19 protein-coding genes are annotated in these 19,014 nt (G+C 53.5%); 11 read left to right on the top strand and 8 right to left on the bottom strand.

From position 1 onward, the window contains the following. A partial coding sequence (locus HOM51_12080; protein ID MBT5035245.1) for a penicillin-binding protein activator occupies positions 1-1,554 on the top strand: 1,554 nt, incomplete at its 5' end. 12 nt (positions 1,555-1,566) lie between these two features. Here HOM51_12080 and HOM51_12075 read toward each other — a convergent pair. The 3 genes from HOM51_12075 to rph all read right to left on the bottom strand — a co-directional run bounded on the left by HOM51_12075 (position 1,567) and on the right by rph (position 4,305). After that, positions 1,567-2,703 carry a coproporphyrinogen III oxidase gene (locus tag HOM51_12075; protein ID MBT5035244.1) on the bottom strand — a complete coding sequence of 379 codons (1,137 nt, stop codon included), beginning with the start codon at positions 2,701-2,703 and terminating at the stop codon, positions 1,567-1,569. 13 nt (positions 2,704-2,716) lie between these two features. Then, positions 2,717-3,316: an RdgB/HAM1 family non-canonical purine NTP pyrophosphatase gene (gene rdgB / locus HOM51_12070; protein ID MBT5035243.1), complete on the bottom strand. Its 600-nt coding sequence runs from the start codon at positions 3,314-3,316 to the stop codon at positions 2,717-2,719. Between the two features lie 269 nt (positions 3,317-3,585). After that, positions 3,586-4,305 (bottom strand): ribonuclease PH, encoded by a 720-nt coding sequence (gene rph, locus HOM51_12065; GenBank protein ID MBT5035242.1) that lies wholly within the window; start codon positions 4,303-4,305, stop codon positions 3,586-3,588. Positions 4,306-4,464: 159 nt separating this feature from the next. On the opposite strand from rph, the gene hrcA reads away from it, so the two are divergent. The 5 genes from hrcA to HOM51_12040 all read left to right on the top strand — a co-directional run bounded on the left by hrcA (position 4,465) and on the right by HOM51_12040 (position 10,696). Next, complete coding sequence (gene hrcA, locus HOM51_12060; GenBank protein ID MBT5035241.1) at positions 4,465-5,499, top strand: heat-inducible transcriptional repressor HrcA; 1,035 nt, start codon at positions 4,465-4,467, stop codon at positions 5,497-5,499. Between the two features lie 29 nt (positions 5,500-5,528). Then, on the top strand, positions 5,529-6,284 hold the full coding sequence (gene grpE, locus HOM51_12055) for a nucleotide exchange factor GrpE (GenBank protein ID MBT5035240.1): 756 nt from the start codon (positions 5,529-5,531) through the stop codon (positions 6,282-6,284). A 349-nt stretch (positions 6,285-6,633) separates the two neighbouring features. Continuing rightward, positions 6,634-8,619, top strand: coding sequence for a molecular chaperone DnaK (gene dnaK / locus HOM51_12050; GenBank protein ID MBT5035239.1), 1,986 nt, complete (start codon positions 6,634-6,636; stop codon positions 8,617-8,619). 105 nt (positions 8,620-8,724) lie between these two features. Further along, positions 8,725-9,867, top strand: a complete 1,143-nt coding sequence (gene dnaJ, locus HOM51_12045; GenBank protein ID MBT5035238.1) for a molecular chaperone DnaJ — start codon at positions 8,725-8,727, stop codon at positions 9,865-9,867. A 28-nt stretch (positions 9,868-9,895) separates the two neighbouring features. Then, a complete protein-coding gene (locus HOM51_12040; protein ID MBT5035237.1) occupies positions 9,896-10,696 on the top strand; it encodes a 4-hydroxy-tetrahydrodipicolinate reductase in 801 nt (266 codons plus the stop codon). Positions 10,697-10,699: 3 nt separating this feature from the next. On the opposite strand, the gene HOM51_12035 is transcribed toward HOM51_12040, so the two are convergent. Next, the gene (locus HOM51_12035; GenBank protein ID MBT5035236.1) at positions 10,700-11,209 is read right to left on the bottom strand and encodes a DUF2244 domain-containing protein; all 510 of its coding nucleotides are present in this window, start codon (positions 11,207-11,209) and stop codon (positions 10,700-10,702) included. 51 nt (positions 11,210-11,260) lie between these two features. Between HOM51_12035 and nth the strand changes: the two genes are divergently transcribed. Beyond that, positions 11,261-11,890, top strand: coding sequence for an endonuclease III (gene nth, locus HOM51_12030; protein ID MBT5035235.1), 630 nt, complete (start codon positions 11,261-11,263; stop codon positions 11,888-11,890). On the opposite strand, the gene HOM51_12025 is transcribed toward nth, so the two are convergent. Genes HOM51_12025 through HOM51_12015 form a run of 3 tightly spaced genes read right to left on the bottom strand, consistent with a single transcriptional unit; the run spans position 11,887 to position 13,738 of the window. Next, positions 11,887-12,438, bottom strand: a complete 552-nt coding sequence (locus HOM51_12025) for a hypothetical protein (GenBank protein MBT5035234.1) — start codon at positions 12,436-12,438, stop codon at positions 11,887-11,889. The genes nth and HOM51_12025 overlap by 4 nt on opposite strands. Before the next feature lie 21 nt (positions 12,439-12,459). Then, complete coding sequence (locus tag HOM51_12020) at positions 12,460-13,023, bottom strand: polymer-forming cytoskeletal protein (protein ID MBT5035233.1); 564 nt, start codon at positions 13,021-13,023, stop codon at positions 12,460-12,462. A gap of 25 nt (positions 13,024-13,048) precedes the next feature. After that, positions 13,049-13,738 (bottom strand): hypothetical protein, encoded by a 690-nt coding sequence (locus HOM51_12015; GenBank protein MBT5035232.1) that lies wholly within the window; start codon positions 13,736-13,738, stop codon positions 13,049-13,051. 139 nt (positions 13,739-13,877) lie between these two features. On the opposite strand from HOM51_12015, the gene HOM51_12010 reads away from it, so the two are divergent. From HOM51_12010 to HOM51_11995, 4 genes are read left to right on the top strand one after another with little or no spacing between them, the layout of a single operon-like run. After that, positions 13,878-14,882 (top strand): adenosine kinase, encoded by a 1,005-nt coding sequence (locus HOM51_12010; GenBank protein ID MBT5035231.1) that lies wholly within the window; start codon positions 13,878-13,880, stop codon positions 14,880-14,882. Between the two features lie 3 nt (positions 14,883-14,885). Beyond that, positions 14,886-16,709, top strand: a complete 1,824-nt coding sequence (gene typA / locus HOM51_12005; protein MBT5035230.1) for a translational GTPase TypA — start codon at positions 14,886-14,888, stop codon at positions 16,707-16,709. A gap of 2 nt (positions 16,710-16,711) precedes the next feature. Beyond that, entirely contained in the window at positions 16,712-17,971 is a 1,260-nt protein-coding gene (locus tag HOM51_12000; protein MBT5035229.1) for an AmpG family muropeptide MFS transporter, read from the top strand. Positions 17,972-17,973: 2 nt separating this feature from the next. After that, positions 17,974-18,489 (top strand): O-acetyl-ADP-ribose deacetylase, encoded by a 516-nt coding sequence (locus HOM51_11995; protein ID MBT5035228.1) that lies wholly within the window; start codon positions 17,974-17,976, stop codon positions 18,487-18,489. Here HOM51_11995 and HOM51_11990 read toward each other — a convergent pair. Then, positions 18,486-18,977, bottom strand: a complete 492-nt coding sequence (locus tag HOM51_11990; protein ID MBT5035227.1) for a hypothetical protein — start codon at positions 18,975-18,977, stop codon at positions 18,486-18,488. The two genes, HOM51_11995 and HOM51_11990, sit on opposite strands and share 4 nt — an antisense overlap. Positions 18,978-19,014: the final 37 nt, after the last annotated feature.

The raw sequence follows: 19,014 nt of genomic DNA, 5'->3' as shown, positions 1-19,014 counted from the left end.
TTATTGTCCGGCTGTAAGTCTTCAGAATTACCCGGGTGGAAGCAACTAAATTCAGTCATGGATGGTGGCTCAGCCCCAACTCCGACCCAGAAAACACGTCCGGGGCAGCAGGCATCGAAAGAATCCCCTCATCCGACGGTCGCAGTTGAAACAGCACCGCGTCCGGCACCGCCCCCGCCCCCAGCGATCATCACGCGGCCCCGGTCTTCTGTGCCACCGCCACCGCCACCATCAGGTGCTGGAAATACATTAACAGGTTCGGATTTGCCGCCGGGGTATAACGCTCCCTCTGTGCCCAGCGCCCCGGAAGTACAAAAAGGTCCGTCGTTTGTTCCTTTATTGACCCGTTCAACCGGGACCATCGATGAAGAACAAACCTATCAAAATCAGTCGCCACCTCCGCCACCTCCAGCAGAGGGGGCCGTTCGCGTGGCACTGTTGTTGCCGTTGTCGGGCCCGAATGCGGCTGTTGGCAAAGCCATGTTAAACGCGACCCAGTTGGCGATCTTTGCCTTTGCTGCCGAAGGATTCGAGCTGTTGCCACAAGACACAAAAGGCACTCCAGAGGGAGCGGTAGAAGCGGCAGCCCTCGCAATTGGTGATGGGGCAGAGCTTATTTTGGGACCGTTGTTATCCGCATCGGTTAAGGCAATTTCACCGCATGCTCGAGCTGCGAATGTTCCCGTGCTTGGTTTTTCCAGTGACCGGACCGTTGCCGGTCTTGGCACCTACACCATGGGTTTTTTGCCGAGCGCAGAAGTGGACCGCATTATTACCTACGCCCATACCAAGGGCCATCAGCGCTTCGCCGCGTTGGTTCCGGACAACGATTATGGAACAGCGATCATCAGCGCGCTTGAGTTGATTGCGGATCAGCTTGGCGTTGCTGTCACCCAGGTAAAATATTACGACCCGCTTGCGGAAGATTACACGCCTGTGGTGCGCGAACTTGCGAATTACGGATCACGCCGTGGGGCTCTCGTTTATCAGCGGAAGGAACTAAAAGCCCGCGGCGATGAAATTGCGCTGCGTGCGCTAAAGCGTCTGGAGAAACTTCAGACATTAGGCAACCTACCGTTCGATGCATTGTTGTTACCGGCGGGCGGCAAGCGCTTGCAGGCGATCGCTGCGTTGCTGCCGTTTTTTGATATTGATCCGGCGAAAATTAAGATGTTGGGAACGGGCCAATGGGATGCGTCCGGTCTAGGGGCGGAACCGGCCCTGGTTGGTGGATGGTATGCAGCACCGCCGCCGACGGCGCGTGCTGACTTTATCCGTCAATACAAGGAAATGTATGGACTAAATCCACACCGCTTGGCGACATTGGCCTACGATGCAGGGGCGTTGGCCGCAGTGTTGGCGCGAGCGAAAGACGGCCCGAATTTCAGCGAAGACGCGATAACTGCGTCCAGTGGCTTTGCCGGTCGGGATGGCATTTTCCGGTTTTTACCCCAAGGTGTCGCGGAACGTGGCCTTGCTGTCTTGCAGCTGACCCATCGGGGATCAAAGGTTATTGATGAAGCCCCGGCTTCTTTTGATCCACCCCTGAATTAGGCAGCCTTTATATTAGGTCAATAAATGTCCAAGAATCGCATTGAGCCGCTGCCGTCCAGCAGGGGTTGTCCTGAGGCCATTCTGGTCTACAACCACGAACCCCCCTTGGCTCAAGTCTTCCAGCTTATTTTTGTCTAAGGCAACCTCTAACGAACTTCCTGTTAGTTCTAAAAAACGTTCTGCATCAATACCTTCGGTCTTTCTAAGCCCGAGCATGATAAGCTCTTCCCGGCGCTCAGTTTCAGTGAGTGCCGTGCGTCGTGCGGTGCCATGATTGCGGGATTCTACAGCATCAAGCCATCGGCCTGGTGTATGAATTTGATAGAGCGCATTAGTTTGACCCTGGGTCAGGCGTCCATGGGCGCCCGGTCCCAGCCCAACATAATCGCCACCTTGCCAATAAGTCAGATTGTGGCGGCATTGGTGGCCGGGGCGGGCGTGATTAGAAACCTCGTAGGCTGGCAAGTCTGCTGCTTCCAGGACAGCATTTGTTGTTTCATAGAGGCTGGCGGCCAAGTCTTCTTCGGCGGGCTCAACTTTTTTCTGCGCAAATGGCGTACCCGGCTCAATGGTCAATTGATACAGTGAAAGATGATCAATGCCTTGTTCGAGCGCTTGCGTCAGTTCGTCCTGCCAAGCCGGGACCGCTTGACCGGGTCGCGCATAAATCAGATCAATGGACACCATCGGGAACAAATTTTTGCCATGGTCGAGGGCGGCAATTGCATCGGTGGCGGTGTGCTCCCGACCCAAAAATTTTAGCGCATCATCGTCCAGGGATTGAACGCCTAGCGAAAGACGATTCACGCCAGCACTTCGGAAGGCTTCAAACTTTTTTGCTTCCGCTGGGGAAACATTTGATTCGATGGAAACCTCTAGCGACTCAGAAACTGTCCAGAGATCCTGAATACCCGAAATGATACCGGCGACTGTACCCGGCTCCATGAGCGAAGGCGTGCCACCGCCGAAGAATATACTGCTGATTGTTCGGTCCGAAAATTCGGCAGCGAAGTGTGCGGCTTCTCTTAAAAAAGCATCCCGCCAACGAGTTTGATCGACGTCTTCCGCCGTGCGCACATTGAAGTCGCAATACGGGCAAACCCGTTCGCAGAAGGGCCAGTGAAGGTAAATAGCGAGGGGGGCGGTCACAGCGCCTCTCCCATCAGGATTTAAAGCAGGCGGCTACGAGTTGCTCAAATGCTTGAAAACGATGACTAATTCCATACTTAACGTGATTTTCCAGTTCGCCGAAGGTTAGCTCATACCCCTCAGGCTGAAAGATCGGATCATACCCGAAACCGTTATCGCCGCGCGGCGGATAAACGATCGTGCCGTAAATATAACCTTCAAAATTTTCCGTATGACCATCGGGCCAACAAAGTGAGAGGGCGCTGGTGAAGTGTGCGGATTTGTCATCAACGTTTTCAAGGCCTTTCCACACCCGCTCCATGGCGGGACCGAAATCTTTCGAAGGTCCGGCCCAGCGCGCGGAATAAATACCCGGCTCACCGCCTAGGCCATGAACAACAATTCCGGAATCATCAGATAGGGCAGGAAGGCTCGCCCCAATGGCGGCCGCATGGGCTTTAAGTTCGGCGTTGGCGATAAAGGTATCGCCGGTTTCTTCAGGTTCAGGCAACCCTAGCTCCGCAGCCGAAATTACCTCTGCGCCAAACGGTTCCAACAGGGCTTGAATTTCGCGGACCTTGCCGGGGTTGTGACTGGCGATCACAAGTTTGCCGCCTTCGAACCGTCGCGCCATAACCTTAGTACCCACTATCATAAATAGGTGTGACACGTGACGGCCTCCCGAATTCCCTGGTTAGGAGCGGGGGCCGACGTGATGCTTGTGCATCACGAGGGCCTCGCGACGCGGCCAGGGAGTTCGGGAGGCCGCCGAAACGGTCGTTTTTCAGGCTCCCTCGGGGTGTCTGTAACGCTTGACGATACGCAAGTATCGCCTGCGCATCACATCCTACCGAGGGAGCCTGAAAAACGATCACGTATTACACCTATTTTTGATAGTGGGTACTAGTCCAGCCCCAACACGTCTCGTTGTAGTGCTGAAAGTTCGGTCACACCTTTTTTGGCGAGTCCCATCAGCGCCAAGAACTGCTCTTCGGAAAAGGGGTCTTCCTCCGCCGTGCCTTGAATTTCGACAATTCCCCCCTTGCCGGTGAGGACGAAATTGGCGTCAGCCTCGGCGTTGCTGTCTTCGTCGTAATCCAGATCAAGCACAGCCGAACCCTTATAGAGCCCGCAGGAAACTGCCGCGACTTGGTCGCTTAATGGAATGGTTTCGAGAACACCAAGGTCCACCATCCGCTGACAGGCCAGATGCAAGGCGACATACGCGCCGGTAATTGACGCCGTACGCGTGCCGCCATCGGCTTGCAAGACGTCGCAGTCGACCTTGATTTGCATCTCACCCAGCGCTTTCATGTCCGTAATTGCACGCAAACTTCTTCCTATAAGGCGTTGAATTTCTTGCGTTCTTCCAGATTGTGCGCCACGTGCGGCCTCGCGGTTTGTGCGCGTGTGGGTCGATCTTGGCAACATGCCGTATTCGGCCGTAACCCAGCCCTTTCCTGATCCGCGCATCCACCGGGGCACGGTCTCATCGACGCTGGCAGCGCAGAGCACGTGGGTGTCGCCAAATCTAATCAAGCAGGACCCCTCGGCATATTTACTAAAGCCAGGTTCCAGGCTAACGGCCCGTAATTGATCAAGGTTGCGTCCGGATGGTCTCATTCATGGTCTCCTTAAGTGTAAGCGGCGCCAAGCTACTCGCTTGCGCCCCAGGGGTAAAGGTTCCAGGGATAAAGGTTACGGTAAAGGCCCCGTTGACGTGGCCAACGTCCGTACCTAAATTCGGGGGGTGATTCCTATAGTAGGCTTGGTACCACCACGATGAACTTTGAACTCGACGTCCGTTCGCGAGAAATATTTAGCAAGATTGTCGATTCTTATGTCGAAACCGGCGAACCGGTGGGGTCGCGCACACTTGCCCAACGGCTGAATATTTCGGTTTCTCCTGCTACCATCCGCAATGTTATGTCGGATCTGGAGGCGATGGGATTGTTGTTCGCGCCGCATACGTCCGCCGGTCGGCTGCCGACGGAAGCCGGATTGCGCCTATTCGTTGATGGCATTTTGGAAGTCGGCAATCTAACGGACCAGGAACGTCAAAGCATCGAAGGGAAATGTTCTGACGCGGGCTCCACGGTTGAGGGATTGCTGAGTGAGGCCACCACGGTGCTCTCAGGATTATCCCACTGCGCCGGTTTGGTGATGGCGCCGAAGACGGAAAGTCCACTGCGCCATATTGAGCTTGTATCCCTGAGCCCCGGGCGGGGTCTCGTTGTGATGGTGACCGAAAGCGGCGTTGTCGAGAATAGGATCATCGAAATTCCTGCAGACATTCCGCCATCGGCTCTGGTTGAAGCCAGCAATTATCTCAGTGCTCGACTTGTCGGCCGGACGTTGAGCGACACCTACGAAGAGATCATGCAGGAGCTGGAATCTCATCGCGTCCAATTGGATGAGCTGACGACCCGGGTTGTTGCCTCAGGTCTTGCAGTGTGGGCTGGCGGTGAACGCAATGGCTCGTTGATCGTGAAGGGTCAGGCTAATTTGCTTGACGATGTTAACGCCGCGGCGGACCTGGAACACATTAGATCCCTATTTGAAGCCCTTGAAACTAAAGAGACTTTACTGAATTTGCTCTCCCTTGCGGATACTGCAGAAGGGGTGCAAATCTTCATTGGCTCTGACAATCAGTTGTTCGGTTTGGCCGGTTGTTCCTTGATTGTCGGGCCGTACCGCAATAGTAACCAACAAATTGTCGGTGCCATTGGCGTGATTGGTCCGACGCGCATGAACTATTCGCGAATTATACCCATGGTGGATTATACGGCTGATCTCGTTGGCCGATTAATCGGATAGCTTACTTTTTATTGGAGACAGATGGCGAAATGCCTGTGATTGATGAAAATCCCTTGAACGACCCCGTAAATGATGACGAAGAACAACTAGACGCGGAAGGTCTCGATAACGAAGAAGCCGCCGCCGCTGCCCTTGGACTCGACGTAGATGTGGAAGATGACGGACCGTTTGCCGAAGACGATGTTGAACCGGAAGCACGGATCATTGAACTGGAAGAAGAGACCGCCGACCTAAAGGACAAATTGCTGCGCGCGCTTGCGGACGTGGAAAACATCCGCCGTCGCGCCGAACGGGACAAGTCCGAAGCATCCAAGTACGCGATCTCTGGATTTGCGCGTGATATCGTGGGGGTTGCGGATAACCTCCGCCGGGCGCTCGACAGCGTAGATGAAGAAACGCGGAAAAATGATGAAGGGGTAGAGAACCTTGCCGTCGGGATCGAAATGACCGAACGGGAAATGCTGAATACGTTTGAGCGTTATAAAGTTCAAACGATTGACGCATTGGGAAAACCCTTCGATCACAACCTTCACGAGGCACTTTTTGAAGTAGAAGATCCGGAAAAACCCCACGGCACAGTGGTTCAGGTGATGCAGACGGGTTACATTCTGCATGATCGATTGTTGCGACCCTCAAAGGTCGGAATTTCGAAGGGGGGACCTAAACAAGCCCCTAGCGCAGAGAAAACGGACGAAGCAGGCCAAGAAATAGGCAAAAAAGCCTCCGCTTCGGCTTATGAGAACAAAGGCGGGACTGCGGGCTCTAATTTGGACGAAGAACTCTAGGCGGTTGATACCGAAATGAATTTAATATGGGTTGGAATATATCTAAGTTAATAAATTAACAAATACATATAAACCATTGTTTTTAAAATAAATCATTACAACTACACATGAATCCAGCAAGGTTTTTCATTAGCCGTCCATCCGTCGGGCCTTGCGAAGATAAAAATTAAGACATATGGCAAAATTATGACCATCATGGTTGCGCGGTCTTTGAGTCCAACCTATATAACGCCCGAACACTGCTGTTCGGACCTGATTATCACCGTACAGTAATGGCCTAAATTAATTTAAAAGGGTTCATCATGATGCTCAACGGTCATGGAAACCTGTCGCGAGAAGTGAGGATAATATGAGCAAAGTAATTGGTATTGATCTGGGAACAACGAATTCCTGTGTCGCCGTAATGGATGGTAAAGATTCCAAAGTGATCGAGAACGCGGAAGGTTTTCGGACCACGCCGTCAATGGTGGCGTTTACAGATTCCGGCGAACGGCTTGTCGGTCAGTCGGCTAAGCGTCAAGCGGTCACCAACCCAGGCAACACACTTTATTCTATTAAGCGTTTAATTGGTCGTCGTATGGACGATCAGATTGTCGAAAAAGATAAAGAAATGGTTCCCTATGATATCGTCGGAGGTGACAATGGCGACGCATGGGTAGAGGCCGACGGTAAAAAGTATAGCCCGAGCCAGATCAGCGCCTTCATTTTACAAAAAATGAAAGAAACCGCCGAGAGCTATCTTGGCGAAGATGTGGATCAGGCTGTCATTACAGTCCCAGCATATTTCAACGATTCTCAGCGCCAAGCAACGAAAGACGCAGGTAAAATCGCCGGCCTGGAAGTGCTGCGGATTATCAATGAGCCGACGGCTGCGGCCTTGGCTTATGGATTAGAGAAAAAGAATTCAGGCACCATCGTGGTTTATGATCTCGGTGGCGGTACGTTCGACGTATCCATCTTGGAAATCGGCGACGGTGTGTTCGAAGTCCGTTCGACCAATGGTGATACTTTCCTCGGCGGTGAAGATTTCGACCGGCGGATCGTCGATTACTTGGCCGATGAATTCAAAAAAGATAACAGCATCGATCTCCGCGAAGACAAGCTGGCGCTGCAAAGGCTTAAGGAAGAAGCCGAAAAAGCAAAAATCGAACTGTCGAGTGCCATGCAGACCGAGATTAATCTGCCGTTTATTACCGCCGATCAGGCCGGGCCCAAGCACCTAAACATCAAGCTCACCCGGGCAAAACTAGAAGCGCTGGTTGACGACTTGATCCAACGCACGATTGAACCCTGCAAAAAAGCCCTGAAAGACGCAGGCTTGGCGGCAGGTGAAGTCGGTGAAGTTATTCTCGTTGGCGGTATGACGCGGATGCCGAAGATCGCCGATACAGTGAAAGATTTCTTCGGTCGTGATCCGCACAAAGGTGTTAACCCGGACGAAGTGGTCGCCTTAGGTGCTGCCATTCAGGGCGGTGTTTTGAAGGGTGATGTCAAAGACGTCCTGCTGTTGGATGTAACACCGTTGTCACTGGGTATTGAGACCTTGGGCGGCGTGTTCACCCGTTTGATTGAACGTAATACCACCATCCCAACACGGAAGAGCCAAGTGTTCTCCACCGCTGAAGACAATCAAACAGCCGTGACGATTCGGGTCTTCCAGGGCGAACGGGAAATGGCGGCGGACAACAAAGTCCTTGGCCAATTTGATCTGGTTGGTATTCCGCCTTCACAGCGGGGCATTCCTCAGATTGAAGTGACCTTCGACATTGACGCCAACGGCATCGTTAACGTCTCGGCAAAAGACAAGGCGACCGGTAAGGAACAGCAAATCAGGATTCAAGCCTCAGGCGGATTGTCTGATGATGATATTGATCGCATGGTCCAAGAAGCCGAACAGCACGCCGATGACGACAAGCAAAAGCGCGATTCGGTTGAGGCGCGTAACAATGCAGACGGTCTTGTTCATACCTGCGAAAAGAACTTGGCTGAATACGGCGATAAGGTCTCCGAAGAAGACAAAGCGGCCATTGAAACCGGCATTAAAGAGTTGCGCGAAGCGATGGAAGGTGACGACGTTGAAGCCATCACGGCTAAAACCGAAGCCCTAACCCAAGCCTCCATGAAGCTGGGCGAAGCCATGTATAAGGCGAGCCAGGAAGAAGCAGAGGCAGCACAAGAGGCAGAAGCGGGCGACGCGGCGGCATCCGAAAGTAATGGCGACAAGTCGGCTGAAGATGACGGCGCAACCGTGGTTGATGCTGAATTTGAAGAAGTAAATCCCAATGCTGAAAGTAGCGATGCTGGCAGTGACGAAGAGGCTAAGAAAGACGGTTAGTCTTGGCGTCAAAAGTGGGACATAATAACGGACACTGCCGGCTGGTTGCTTCATCGCACCACGCCGGCATGTTCCTATAAATTTGCAGGCGAGTCGGGCGTTTAAATGGCCAAAGAAGATTATTACGAAGCGTTGGGGGTTCCGAAAGACGTCGATGCGGCGGCTCTGAAAAAGGCCTACCGTAAGCTGGCCATGGAATGTCATCCGGACCGTAATCCGGATGACAAGGACGCCGAAAAACGCTTTAAAGAAGTATCCGAAGCCTACAGCATTCTCAGTGATGATGAAAAACGTGCGGCCTATGACCGTTATGGTCATGCAGCCTTTGAACAAGGCGGCCCAGGGGGCGGTGCCGGATTCGAACACGGGTTCGGATCAGGCTTTGCCGATATCTTCGATGAAATGTTCGGTGATTTCATGGGCGGTGGCGGCGGTCGTCAGGGTCAACGAAATGCCGGCCGCGGGTCCGATCTTCGCTATAACTTAGAAGTCTCCATCGAAGATGCCTTTAAGGGAAAGAAAACTGAAATAGAGGTCATGACCTCTGTTGCGTGTGGCGAATGTAAAGGATCAGGATCAGCCGGTGGTGCCGCCCCAGTATCGTGCGGCACATGCCAAGGGCACGGACGTGTGCGTCGACAGTCCGGGTTCTTCACGGTGGAGCAGACCTGCCCTGCGTGTGGTGGCGTTGGCGAAGTGATCCGCGAACCTTGTGGTCGTTGCTCAGGTGCCGGCCGAGAGCAGCGCCAGAAAAATCTTTCGGTCGATATTCCCAAGGGTGTTGAAGACGGCACACGCATTCGATTGTCAGGCGAAGGCGAAGCGGGCCTGCGCGGTGCACCATCGGGCGATCTTTATATATTTTTGAGCATTCAACCGCATCGGATTTTTCAACGCGATGGCGCCAATATCTACTGCCGTGTTCCGATCCCAATGACCTCAGCAGTTTTAGGTGGCACCATAGAGGTGCCGACGGTCGAGGGCACCCGAGCGCGGATTACAATTCCGGCAGGTACTCAGACCGGGCATCAATTTCGCCTGAAAGATAAAGGCATGACCGTTTTACGGTCAGCTTCCCGGGGTGATATGTTCGTTCAAGCCATTGTCGAAACGCCGGTCAATCTGACCAAAGAGCAAAAAGAACTGATGAAGCAATTCGCCTCTGATAGTGAAGTAGAAACACAAAGTCCCGAATCGCATGGATTTTTCTCTAAGGTAAAAGAACTTTGGGAAGATATAACTGACTGAACGTAACCCTCGTTGTTAGGGGAATATGATGAAAATTGGTATCGTTGGATGCGCTGGTCGAATGGGCCAAATGCTGGTTCAGGAAGTCTTAAAGACCGAAGGGTGTGAGCTTGCGGGCGGCACGGAGCAACCGGGAAACCCAAGCTTGGGCAAGGATGTTGCTGGCCTGAGTGGTGCTGAATTGGCAGGTGTTTTGGTCACCGACGATGCGGAAGCCTTGATCGCCGCCTCTGATGCAGTGATCGACTTTACCCAACCTGAGGCAACAATAGCCCATGCCCAGATGGCGGCCCGGTCCGGCACAATACATGTCGTCGGCACCACGGGCCTGAATGGCGTTCAGCAGGAAGTTCTCAAGCAGGCCGCAGACTCCACGGCGCTCGTTCAAGCCGCAAACATGAGCGTTGGTGTGAATTTGTTGATCGGACTCACCCGTCAGGCAGCAGCGGTTTTGGGTGACGACTACGATATCGAAATTGTTGAAATACATCACCGACATAAAGTCGATGCGCCTTCAGGAACGGCTTTGGCTTTAGGTCAGGCAGCAGCTGATGGTCGCAACGTAGATCTAGATTCAGTCTCACAACGGGTTCGCGACGGTATTACGGGACCGAGAAAAACCGGCGACATTGGCTTTGCCACCCTTCGCGGCGGCGATGTGGTCGGCGATCATACGGTCATTCTAGCAGGGGCTGGCGAACGCATTGAAATTTCCCACAAAGCTGGATCACGCGAAGTCTTTGCTCGGGGTGCTGTGCGGGCGGCCCTGTGGGCGGAAGGCAAGGCACCGGGGCTTTATTCCATGCGCGATGTCTTGGGGTTTGAATAGGGTCTAATCGCTTACCGGATTTGGACCGCAGCCCATTAGGACTGCCAGTTCGTGACGTAGCGTAAGCGCTAGATTTTTCCGTTCGTCATGGGTCAGAAATGCGCCAATCGTAAGAGACTCCCCATGAGACCGAAGGGCGAGTTGAGTCTGGCCTTGTATCTTGGCCAATTCCACCCGCAACCAATAGGGCTGAAACGACCAGCTTTGATGGTGACCCCAAGGGTCGATCTTTTCGATGGTCAGGGTATCTTCCGTCAAATCGATGCACTCATAGGCCCGACCCGTCCGGTTGTTCCAATGCAGGGCGAAATACAAAAGCACAACATCCAGGCCCAGGAACCCCGTCACAGGCCATGCCCCTACGCTTGAAAACCCCAATGCGACGATCGCCCATAACCCGGCCATGATATAAATGAGGGTGTTGATGGTCTTAGCCGACGCGCTCCGGTGTGGCCGCAGAACGGTTTGAAACCGGATCTTTAAAGGCAGTGTTTGTTGTTGCTGTTTTGGCATGACAAATATTGTAGCGTGGAAAACAACGCAATCTCGAGAGAAATCGAAAGCATGAAAAAATCGGATATAGACGAATTCTATGCGCGATTGGCGGCGGAGCGGCCAGAACCCAAGGGCGAACTAAATTATGTTAATCCCTATACCCTTTTAGTTGCGGTGGTGTTGTCGGCGCAGGCGACTGATGTCGGTGTCAATAAGGCCTGTGGCCCTTTGTTTAAAGTGGTCGATACGCCGGAAAAGATGGTGGCTTTGGGCGAGACTCGGCTGAAGGACTATATCAAGACCATTGGTCTCTATAACACCAAGGCTAAGAACGTCATCAAACTCAGCCAAATGCTGGTTGAAAAGCACGCCAGCGACGTACCGCAAACGCGTGCGGCCTTGGAAGAATTACCCGGGGTCGGTCGAAAGACGGCCAATGTTGTCCTGAACATTGCTTTCGGCGAACCGACCATTGCTGTCGATACGCATTTATTTCGGATCGGCAATCGGACAGGTCTCGCCCCTGGAAAGACACCGCTTGAAGTCGAGAAAAAACTAGAAAAACGCACACCGGCAAAATGGAAACGCCATGCTCATCATTGGCTCATTCTGCATGGCCGGTACGTTTGTAAGGCGCGAAAGCCGGATTGTCCTGTCTGTGTGGTGCGGGAGCTCTGCCGGTATAAGGCAAAGACTTAACTAACGCCGTCCAACTTTTTTTGGCGATCAATGAGAAGGCCTAAAAGACAATTCCAATCGGAGATATTTTTTTCCGCGACCGAGCGGATGGTGTAGTGCGAAACGTTCAGGGTTTTATTCTTGCCGGTTTCATACAGAATTAAATTCAGCACGCACCCGCCGTATCGATATTGCCAAATTTCAGCGGGCGCGTCGGCGCGACGAAACCCGGGCGGCCCCAATATTTCAATCAGGCGATCCGGCTTTAGTCCTACCAATGTTCCAGGATCGCGATTTCCTTTTGGCACCAAGGCAGCATAGTCCTTATCAGCGGGCGGCGCTGGAGATGCTTTTTGGGCGGGCTTGTTATCTTCCGTTTGGACCGCAGCGGCCGTTGCCGGTTTTGGCGGATTGGTTGCAGGCGGAGGTTTTACGGCTAAGGGCTCGCTCGGGGTGATCGCGGGGGCCGTTTCGGAGCTTTGCTCAGGCGGTGCCGCACACGCCGTCAGAAAGACAGCCGCCACCAGCACCACGCGTGTCGATAACTCTTGAATTGATAATAATTTCAATGGATTGGGCCGAATTTATTTTCAAGACGCCTTGGAGTCAGCCCCGCTTGTATTATCCGCTGTGCTGAGAGCCTGCGTATCACCGGTAATCTCGCCACCGGATTCAATGACGATGCGACCATAGCGAATGGTTCCACTGACTCGGCCACCGGCGCGAACCGTAAGAAGGTCCCGGGCCGTCAAATCACCATCGAACCGGCCGTTGATTTCTGCCTCATCCACAGTTGCCGACCCTTTGAATAAGCCGGTTTCGGCAACATCAATTAGGCGTGCATCGGTGAGGGTTGCTTCAACTTCACCCTCCACGACCAAAGTATCGCAGGACGTGATTTCACCGTTTAGGCAAATTTCCCTGCCGACGACAAGCTTCCGGCCCTCAATGCTGCTCGAACGGCTCGGTTCGGCACGGCGGGGGGCACCGGGAATTTCAACCACGTGGCGTGCAACCTCCGGGCGGTACGCTGGGGCCGAAGGTTTCGACGGCGCATGCGTTCCCTTTTTAGAAAAAGGTTTCAGCGGCGCGGTTAGGTTTTCGTCTTCCGTGGCCGCGGGCTTCTCGTTGTCATCTTTATTTCGCCGGAACATTTTGTGCGTTCCTTTCTTTAAAAAATTACTCTGCGCTTACTGTCTTATTGGCCACCTTATTGGCTGTAAACAAATGAACCATGACAGCAACGCCAATCACCGGAGCCGCCAAGTTTACAACCGGAACCGTTAACAATAACGCAACCACCACACCAGCCAGTACGATTTGGCGTCTATTTTCTCGCCGGAGCCGCTTCGCTTCGGGAAGGTCTACACGCCGAAGCGCAACCAACTCAAAATATTCCCGTCCCAGAAGATAACCGTTTGCGGCGTAGAAGACAAAAGGGAAAACCGGCGGGATCAATAAGAAAATCAAAAGAACAATGTTTACGATCACCATTGTAAGAAGCAACTTGATCGCACTCATTAATGTCGCCGCCCGGGATGCACCAGGTGCGGGGGGCAGTTCGGGGTAATGCTTTTTTTCAACGGCGCTGACAATGACTTCCATCAAAAGCCCGATGACCACACTCGCCACGGCCGGAAACAACAACCAGGTAAACAGGATCACTGCGACGCCACCCAGCCAATCCAGTATGGTCTCAAGCCATCCCAGCCACCACGAATCGAAAACTTGTGTATTGGTAATGACGATCCACACCGCCCACCACAGCAATCCAAAGACCAACGCCGAAACCCCAATCCCCGTCCAAATCACCCGTTGAAACTTTGGGTCGGTCAGTTGGCCAAGAGCTTTAGAAAAGGCAGCACGCATAGAAGGTCTCCAGATGAGGACAATGCCACTTTATAGGGGTATTGGGCATCCGGTTAAAGTCTCCTTTGAAGCTTTCCTTGCCGTGGCGTTCGCCCTGGCTATACTGCGCCCGCTTTCACCTACGAAAAAGGAAACGCCTATGGACGCCGCCAAGTATGATGTGGTTGGGATTGGCAACGCTATTGTTGATGTGTTGGCCCACGCGGATGATGATTTTTTGCAAAGCCACGAATTGGCCAAGGGGGCAATGACCCTGATCGATTCGGAAACGGCGGCGAACCTCTATGACGAGATGGGGCCGGCAGTTGAATGTTCTGGCGGATCAGCGGCGAACACCATCGCGGGTCTGGCGTCCTTAGGGGGCAAAGGGGCCTTCGTCGGCAAAGTCAGAGATGATCAATTGGGCGCAATTTTCCGCCATGATATCAGAACTTCAGGCGTGGGCTTTGACACCCTGCTTGCACAAAGCGGCACCCCCACAGCGCGGTGTTTGATCTTCGTAACGCCAGACGCGCAACGCACCATGCTGACCTATTTGGGCGCCTGTGTGGAATTGGGCCCTGACGATATCGATCCAGATGTCATCGCAGAGTCTAAGATATGTTACCTGGAGGGCTATTTGTTTGACCCACCCCAGGCCAAGGAAGCTTTTATTAAAGCCTCGGAAATGTCTCATGACGCCGGTCGCTTGGTTTCTTTATCTTTGTCTGATGCATTTTGCGTTGGCCGATACCGGGATGAATTCCGCGACTTGGTCAAAAATCATGTGGATATTCTTTTTGCCAACGAAGATGAAATTAAATCGCTCTATGAAACCAAGACCTTCGATGAAGCGCTTCAACATGTGCGTGAAGGTTGCGACATCGCTGCGTTGACTCGGAGTGAAAACGGCGCGGTGATTGTATCGGGCGAAGAAGTCCATGTGCTTGATGCCGAACCCGTTGCAAATCTAGCTGATACCACAGGTGCAGGTGATGCTTTCGCGGCTGGGTTCTTGTTCGGATTTACTCAAGAAATGCCGTTGGATAAATGTGGGCGCATCGGCGCGATTGTGGCTGCGGAGACCATTCAGCACATGGGGGCCAGGCCTGATGTCTCGTTCCGCGAACTTGTTGAAAACACTCTAGAAGAATCATTGGATTAACACGTGACACTCAGAAATATTGCGATCATCGCCCACGTCGACCATGGCAAAACATCCTTGGTTGACGTCATGCTGCGTCAAAGCGGCCTCTTTCGGGACAACCAAGAAGTCGCCAGCCGCGCGATGGATTCAGGTGAGCTTGAGCGCGAGCGTGGGATTACCATTCTCGCCAAGTGCACGTCCGTCGATTGGCAGGGCACAACTCTGAACATTGTCGACACCCCTGGTCACGCTGATTTCGGCGGCGAGGTCGAACGCATCTTAAGCATGGTCGATGGTGTGCTATTGTTGGTGGATGCCGCCGAAGGCCCGATGCCGCAGACAAAGTTTGTCACCGGCAAAGCGTTGAAATTGGGGCTCAAACCTATTGTCGTTATTAATAAAGCTGACCGTCCTGATGCGCGGTTGGATGAAGTTCACGAAGAAGTTTTTGATTTGTTTGCGGCCTTGGATGCAACCGACGCGCAACTCGACTTCCCACTGCTGATTGCGTCGGCGAAGGAAGGCTGGGCGGGCGACGACATGTCGGCGCAAGGCACCAACCTTGATCTTTTATTCGAGAAAATTATCGCGCACGTGCCAATGCCGAGCGTGGATGCCGATGCACCTTTCTCAATGCTTGTGACCACGTTGGAAGCCGATCCCTATTTGGGGCGGATTTTGACCGGACGCATCGAAACCGGCTCGATCGCCGTTAATAAAAACATTAAGGCGCTGAACCGGGAAGGTGGGCTGGTTGAACAAACGAAGGTCACCAAGCTGCTGCGTTTTCGGGGACTGGAACGTGTGCCTGTTGATCGTGCTGAAGCTGGCGATATTGTCGCCATGGCTGGTTTCACCAACTCCACCGTGTCCGATACCTTGTGTGCCGATGAGGTGGAGACACCTCTGACTGCCGACCCTGTTGATCCGCCGACCCTGTCGATGACGATGTCGATTAACGATTCGCCGTTTGCTGGGAAAGAAGGAACCAAGGTCACGTCGCGCGTCGTTCGCGAACGTTTATTGCGCGAAGCAGAAGGCAATGTGTCGATTCGGATTACCGAGACCGGGAACAATGACGCCTTCGAAGTCGCAGGCCGGGGTGAATTACAACTGGGCGTGTTGATCGAAACCATGCGCCGGGAAGGGTTTGAGCTTTCCATCAGTCGGCCTCGGGTCTTGTACCAAACCGACGAAAAGACCGGCGAGCGCCTTGAACCCATGGAAGAAGTCCAGGTCGATGTGGACGAAGAATTCTCTGGCGTGGTGGTGGAAGCCATCAGCATTCGTAAAGGCCAAATGAAAGAAATGCGGCCTTCGGGTGGCGGCAAAGTTCGACTGACGTTTCATGCACCGGCACGGGGATTGATCGGTTATCACGGCGAATTCTTAACGGAAACCCGAGGCACTGGAATTATGGCGCGGGTCTTCCATAGCTTCGGTCCCTATCTCGGCGCGATCCCCGGACGGCGGAACGGTGTTCTGATTTCTAACGCGCAAGGCAGCACCGTCGGGTATGGCCTCGCCGGCTTGGAAGGTCGTGGCCCATTGTTCGTTGGTTCTGGCGTAAAAGTCTACGAAGGCATGGTTATTGGCGAACACAGCCGCGGCAATGACCTGGAAGTTAACCCCATGAAGTCGAAGCAGCTGACCAATGTTCGTGCCTCTGGTACGGACGATGCCATTCGGTTGACGCCGCCGCGTTTGATGAGCCTGGAACAAGCCATTGCCTATATCGATGACGACGAACTGGTAGAGGTCACGCCGAGCAGCGTTAGGTTGCGCAAAAGATTGCTGGACCCGCACGAGCGTAAACGCGCCAGTCGCGCCGCGGAAAAAGAGTAGTCATGGTCCAGACCTGGATTGCCTCCTGGTCTGTCTATTTTGAGCGGCGTGTGGTGGCGCTGTTGTTCTTCGGCTTTTCCAGCGGCCTGCCGTTGTTGCTGGTGTATTCCACCCTGTCGGCGTGGCTGAAGGATGAGGGCGTATCAAAAACATTGATCGGTCTTTTTAGCTGGGCCAGTACCGCCTATGCACTAAAATTTTTGTGGGCTCCGATTGTGGATCGGATGCCACTGCCCGTGCTGACCCAGATGTTGGGCCAGCGGCGGGGATGGATGGTGCTGTCACAATTGGCGATCATCGGTGCGATTTTGGGACTCGGCGCGACGGACCCGTCTGAAGACCTTTGGCCGGTAGCGTTTTGGGCGGTGGTACTGGCGTTTGCGTCAGCTACCCAGGACATCGGCATTGATGCCTATCGGATAGAAATTTTAGAAGACGATCAACAAGGCGCAGGTGCGGCCAATCTTGTTACTGGCTACCGAATTGCATTGCTGGTGGCTGGTGGGGGAGCATTAATCATCGCAGACTTCTGGGATTGGCAGGTGGCGTATGTGGCCATGTCGGGCCTCATGGTCGTGGGATTGGCTACCGTACTACTGAATAAAGAGCCTAACCGTCCGACGAGTACCGAATCTTTTACGGATGCGGTCATTGGGCCGTTCTTTGATTTCATGTCCCGACCGCACTGGTTGATGATCCTATTGTTCGTGGCACTTTATAAATACGGCGATGCGCTTTTAGGCGTGATGGCTAACCCGTTTTACCGAGAAATGGGATTTTCAAAAACAGAAATCGGTTTGGTCAGCAAGGGCTATGGCTTGGTCATGACTTTGATTGGCGGGTTCCTTGGCGGCGTCTTGGTCGCGCGGATGGACATCTTAAAAGCGCTGATGGTGTGCGGTATTTTACAAGCGTTGTCGAACCTCGCCTTTGCGGCACAAGCTTGGGTGGGTTATTCCGTGCCCATGCTGGCGGTCACAATCAGCATCGAGAATTTCACCGGTGGCATGGCGACTATTGCCTTCATCGCTTACCTTTCTGGCCTCTGCAACATCGCCTATACCGCCACCCAATACGCGCTGCTGTCATCCTTGATGGCGTTTGCGCGGACGATCTTTGCGTCGGGCGGCGGCTGGCTGGCCGACAATATGGATTGGGTGACGTACTTCCTGGTGACCACAGCAGCGGCACTTCCAGGGTTGTTGTTATTGCTGTGGCTAATTCGTAGATTTCCACCGGATAAGACAAAATCGGAAGTTTAGCCATGAACGAAGCAATGGAAATTGTCGAAGGCGACATCACCAAGCTAGAGGTCGATGCCATCGTCAATGCCGCCAAGGAATCGCTTTTGGGGGGTGGTGGTGTGGACGGTGCCATTCACCGGGCAGCGGGTCCTGAATTATTGATCGAGTGCCGAGCGTTGCGCGTCTGCCCAACGGGCGAAGCGCGTCTCACCAACGGCTACAACTTGCCAGCCACCTACATTATTCACACAGTGGGACCGGTGTGGAACGGGGGTGATGCGGGCGAAGATGATTTACTGGCCAGCTGCTACAAGCGGTCCCTTGGACTTACCGTCGGCAACAATCTCACTAGTGTTGCTTTTCCGGCGATCAGCACGGGCGTCTATCATTTTCCGCTGGAGCGCGCCGCCAAGATCGCGGTTGAGACAGTGGCTGAATTTCTAGATCGCGGCGACGGGCCGGAACGGGTTATATTTTGTTGCTTCGGAAAAGAGTCTGTTACTGCGTATGAGAAGGCGTTGGCGGCACTCGATTAAGTCTCATGCACGTGAACATTGGTGCCGCCACTAGATGTTAAAATTGACGTCGCTAACGCTTCCCTTTCTGCGGTTTCCGCACGCACCCACAGAATAAGGCTGCCAGCTTCCAACGAACGCGCAAAGTCTTCGGTGTGCGGCGTGGCGGTGACTTCGTCTAACAGCTCCTTGGCGGCGATGCCAGTGACGGCGGTTCCAATGGTTGCGGCAATCGCTGCTGCTGTTGGGCCGCCCACCAGAATAATTGCGCCAGATGCGACCAAGGGTCCCTCATATTTCAGCTCGCCAATAAGTGCGGTTAGGACATCTTTCCAGGGCTTGCTCGGTTTGCCCGCCGCATCGATTGATTCGTGAGAGCTCAGAACGCTGAGATCGGTACGCTCGAACCCAGCGGCGAACAACGCATCAACAGCGGCTTGAAAGCTTTCCCGATCGGCGAAAAGACCAACAACTTCGGGTGTCGAGATTTGAGTGGCAGTATCCGGCATGATTTTGTCTCCTTCCAGGACTCGAATTATAGCACGA

The sequence above is a fragment of the Rhodospirillaceae bacterium genome, from assembly GCA_018660465.1.
GTDB lineage: Bacteria > Pseudomonadota > Alphaproteobacteria > Rhodospirillales > JABJKH01 > JABJKH01.
Note: the sequence above shows the minus strand (reverse complement) of the source record. Positions and strands in the feature narration are given on the sequence as shown.

What these genes read in the sequence shown, in the direction of transcription:
- rdgB (MBT5035243.1), bottom strand. Translation starts at nt 3,316, where the DNA reads ATGGCGCGACGGTTCGAAGGCGGCAAACTTGTGATCGCCAGTCACAAC.
- rph (MBT5035242.1), bottom strand. Translation starts at nt 4,305, where the DNA reads ATGAGACCATCCGGACGCAACCTTGATCAATTACGGGCCGTTAGCCTG.
- hrcA (MBT5035241.1), top strand. Translation starts at nt 4,465, where the DNA reads ATGAACTTTGAACTCGACGTCCGTTCGCGAGAAATATTTAGCAAGATT.
- grpE (MBT5035240.1), top strand. Translation starts at nt 5,529, where the DNA reads ATGCCTGTGATTGATGAAAATCCCTTGAACGACCCCGTAAATGATGAC.
- dnaK (MBT5035239.1), top strand. Translation starts at nt 6,634, where the DNA reads ATGAGCAAAGTAATTGGTATTGATCTGGGAACAACGAATTCCTGTGTC.
- dnaJ (MBT5035238.1), top strand. Translation starts at nt 8,725, where the DNA reads ATGGCCAAAGAAGATTATTACGAAGCGTTGGGGGTTCCGAAAGACGTC.
- HOM51_12040 (MBT5035237.1), top strand. Translation starts at nt 9,896, where the DNA reads ATGAAAATTGGTATCGTTGGATGCGCTGGTCGAATGGGCCAAATGCTG.
- HOM51_12035 (MBT5035236.1), bottom strand. Translation starts at nt 11,209, where the DNA reads ATGCCAAAACAGCAACAACAAACACTGCCTTTAAAGATCCGGTTTCAA.
- nth (MBT5035235.1), top strand. Translation starts at nt 11,261, where the DNA reads ATGAAAAAATCGGATATAGACGAATTCTATGCGCGATTGGCGGCGGAG.
- HOM51_12020 (MBT5035233.1), bottom strand. Translation starts at nt 13,023, where the DNA reads ATGTTCCGGCGAAATAAAGATGACAACGAGAAGCCCGCGGCCACGGAA.
- HOM51_12015 (MBT5035232.1), bottom strand. Translation starts at nt 13,738, where the DNA reads ATGCGTGCTGCCTTTTCTAAAGCTCTTGGCCAACTGACCGACCCAAAG.
- HOM51_12010 (MBT5035231.1), top strand. Translation starts at nt 13,878, where the DNA reads ATGGACGCCGCCAAGTATGATGTGGTTGGGATTGGCAACGCTATTGTT.
- HOM51_12000 (MBT5035229.1), top strand. Translation starts at nt 16,712, where the DNA reads ATGGTCCAGACCTGGATTGCCTCCTGGTCTGTCTATTTTGAGCGGCGT.
- HOM51_11995 (MBT5035228.1), top strand. Translation starts at nt 17,974, where the DNA reads ATGAACGAAGCAATGGAAATTGTCGAAGGCGACATCACCAAGCTAGAG.
- HOM51_11990 (MBT5035227.1), bottom strand. Translation starts at nt 18,977, where the DNA reads ATGCCGGATACTGCCACTCAAATCTCGACACCCGAAGTTGTTGGTCTT.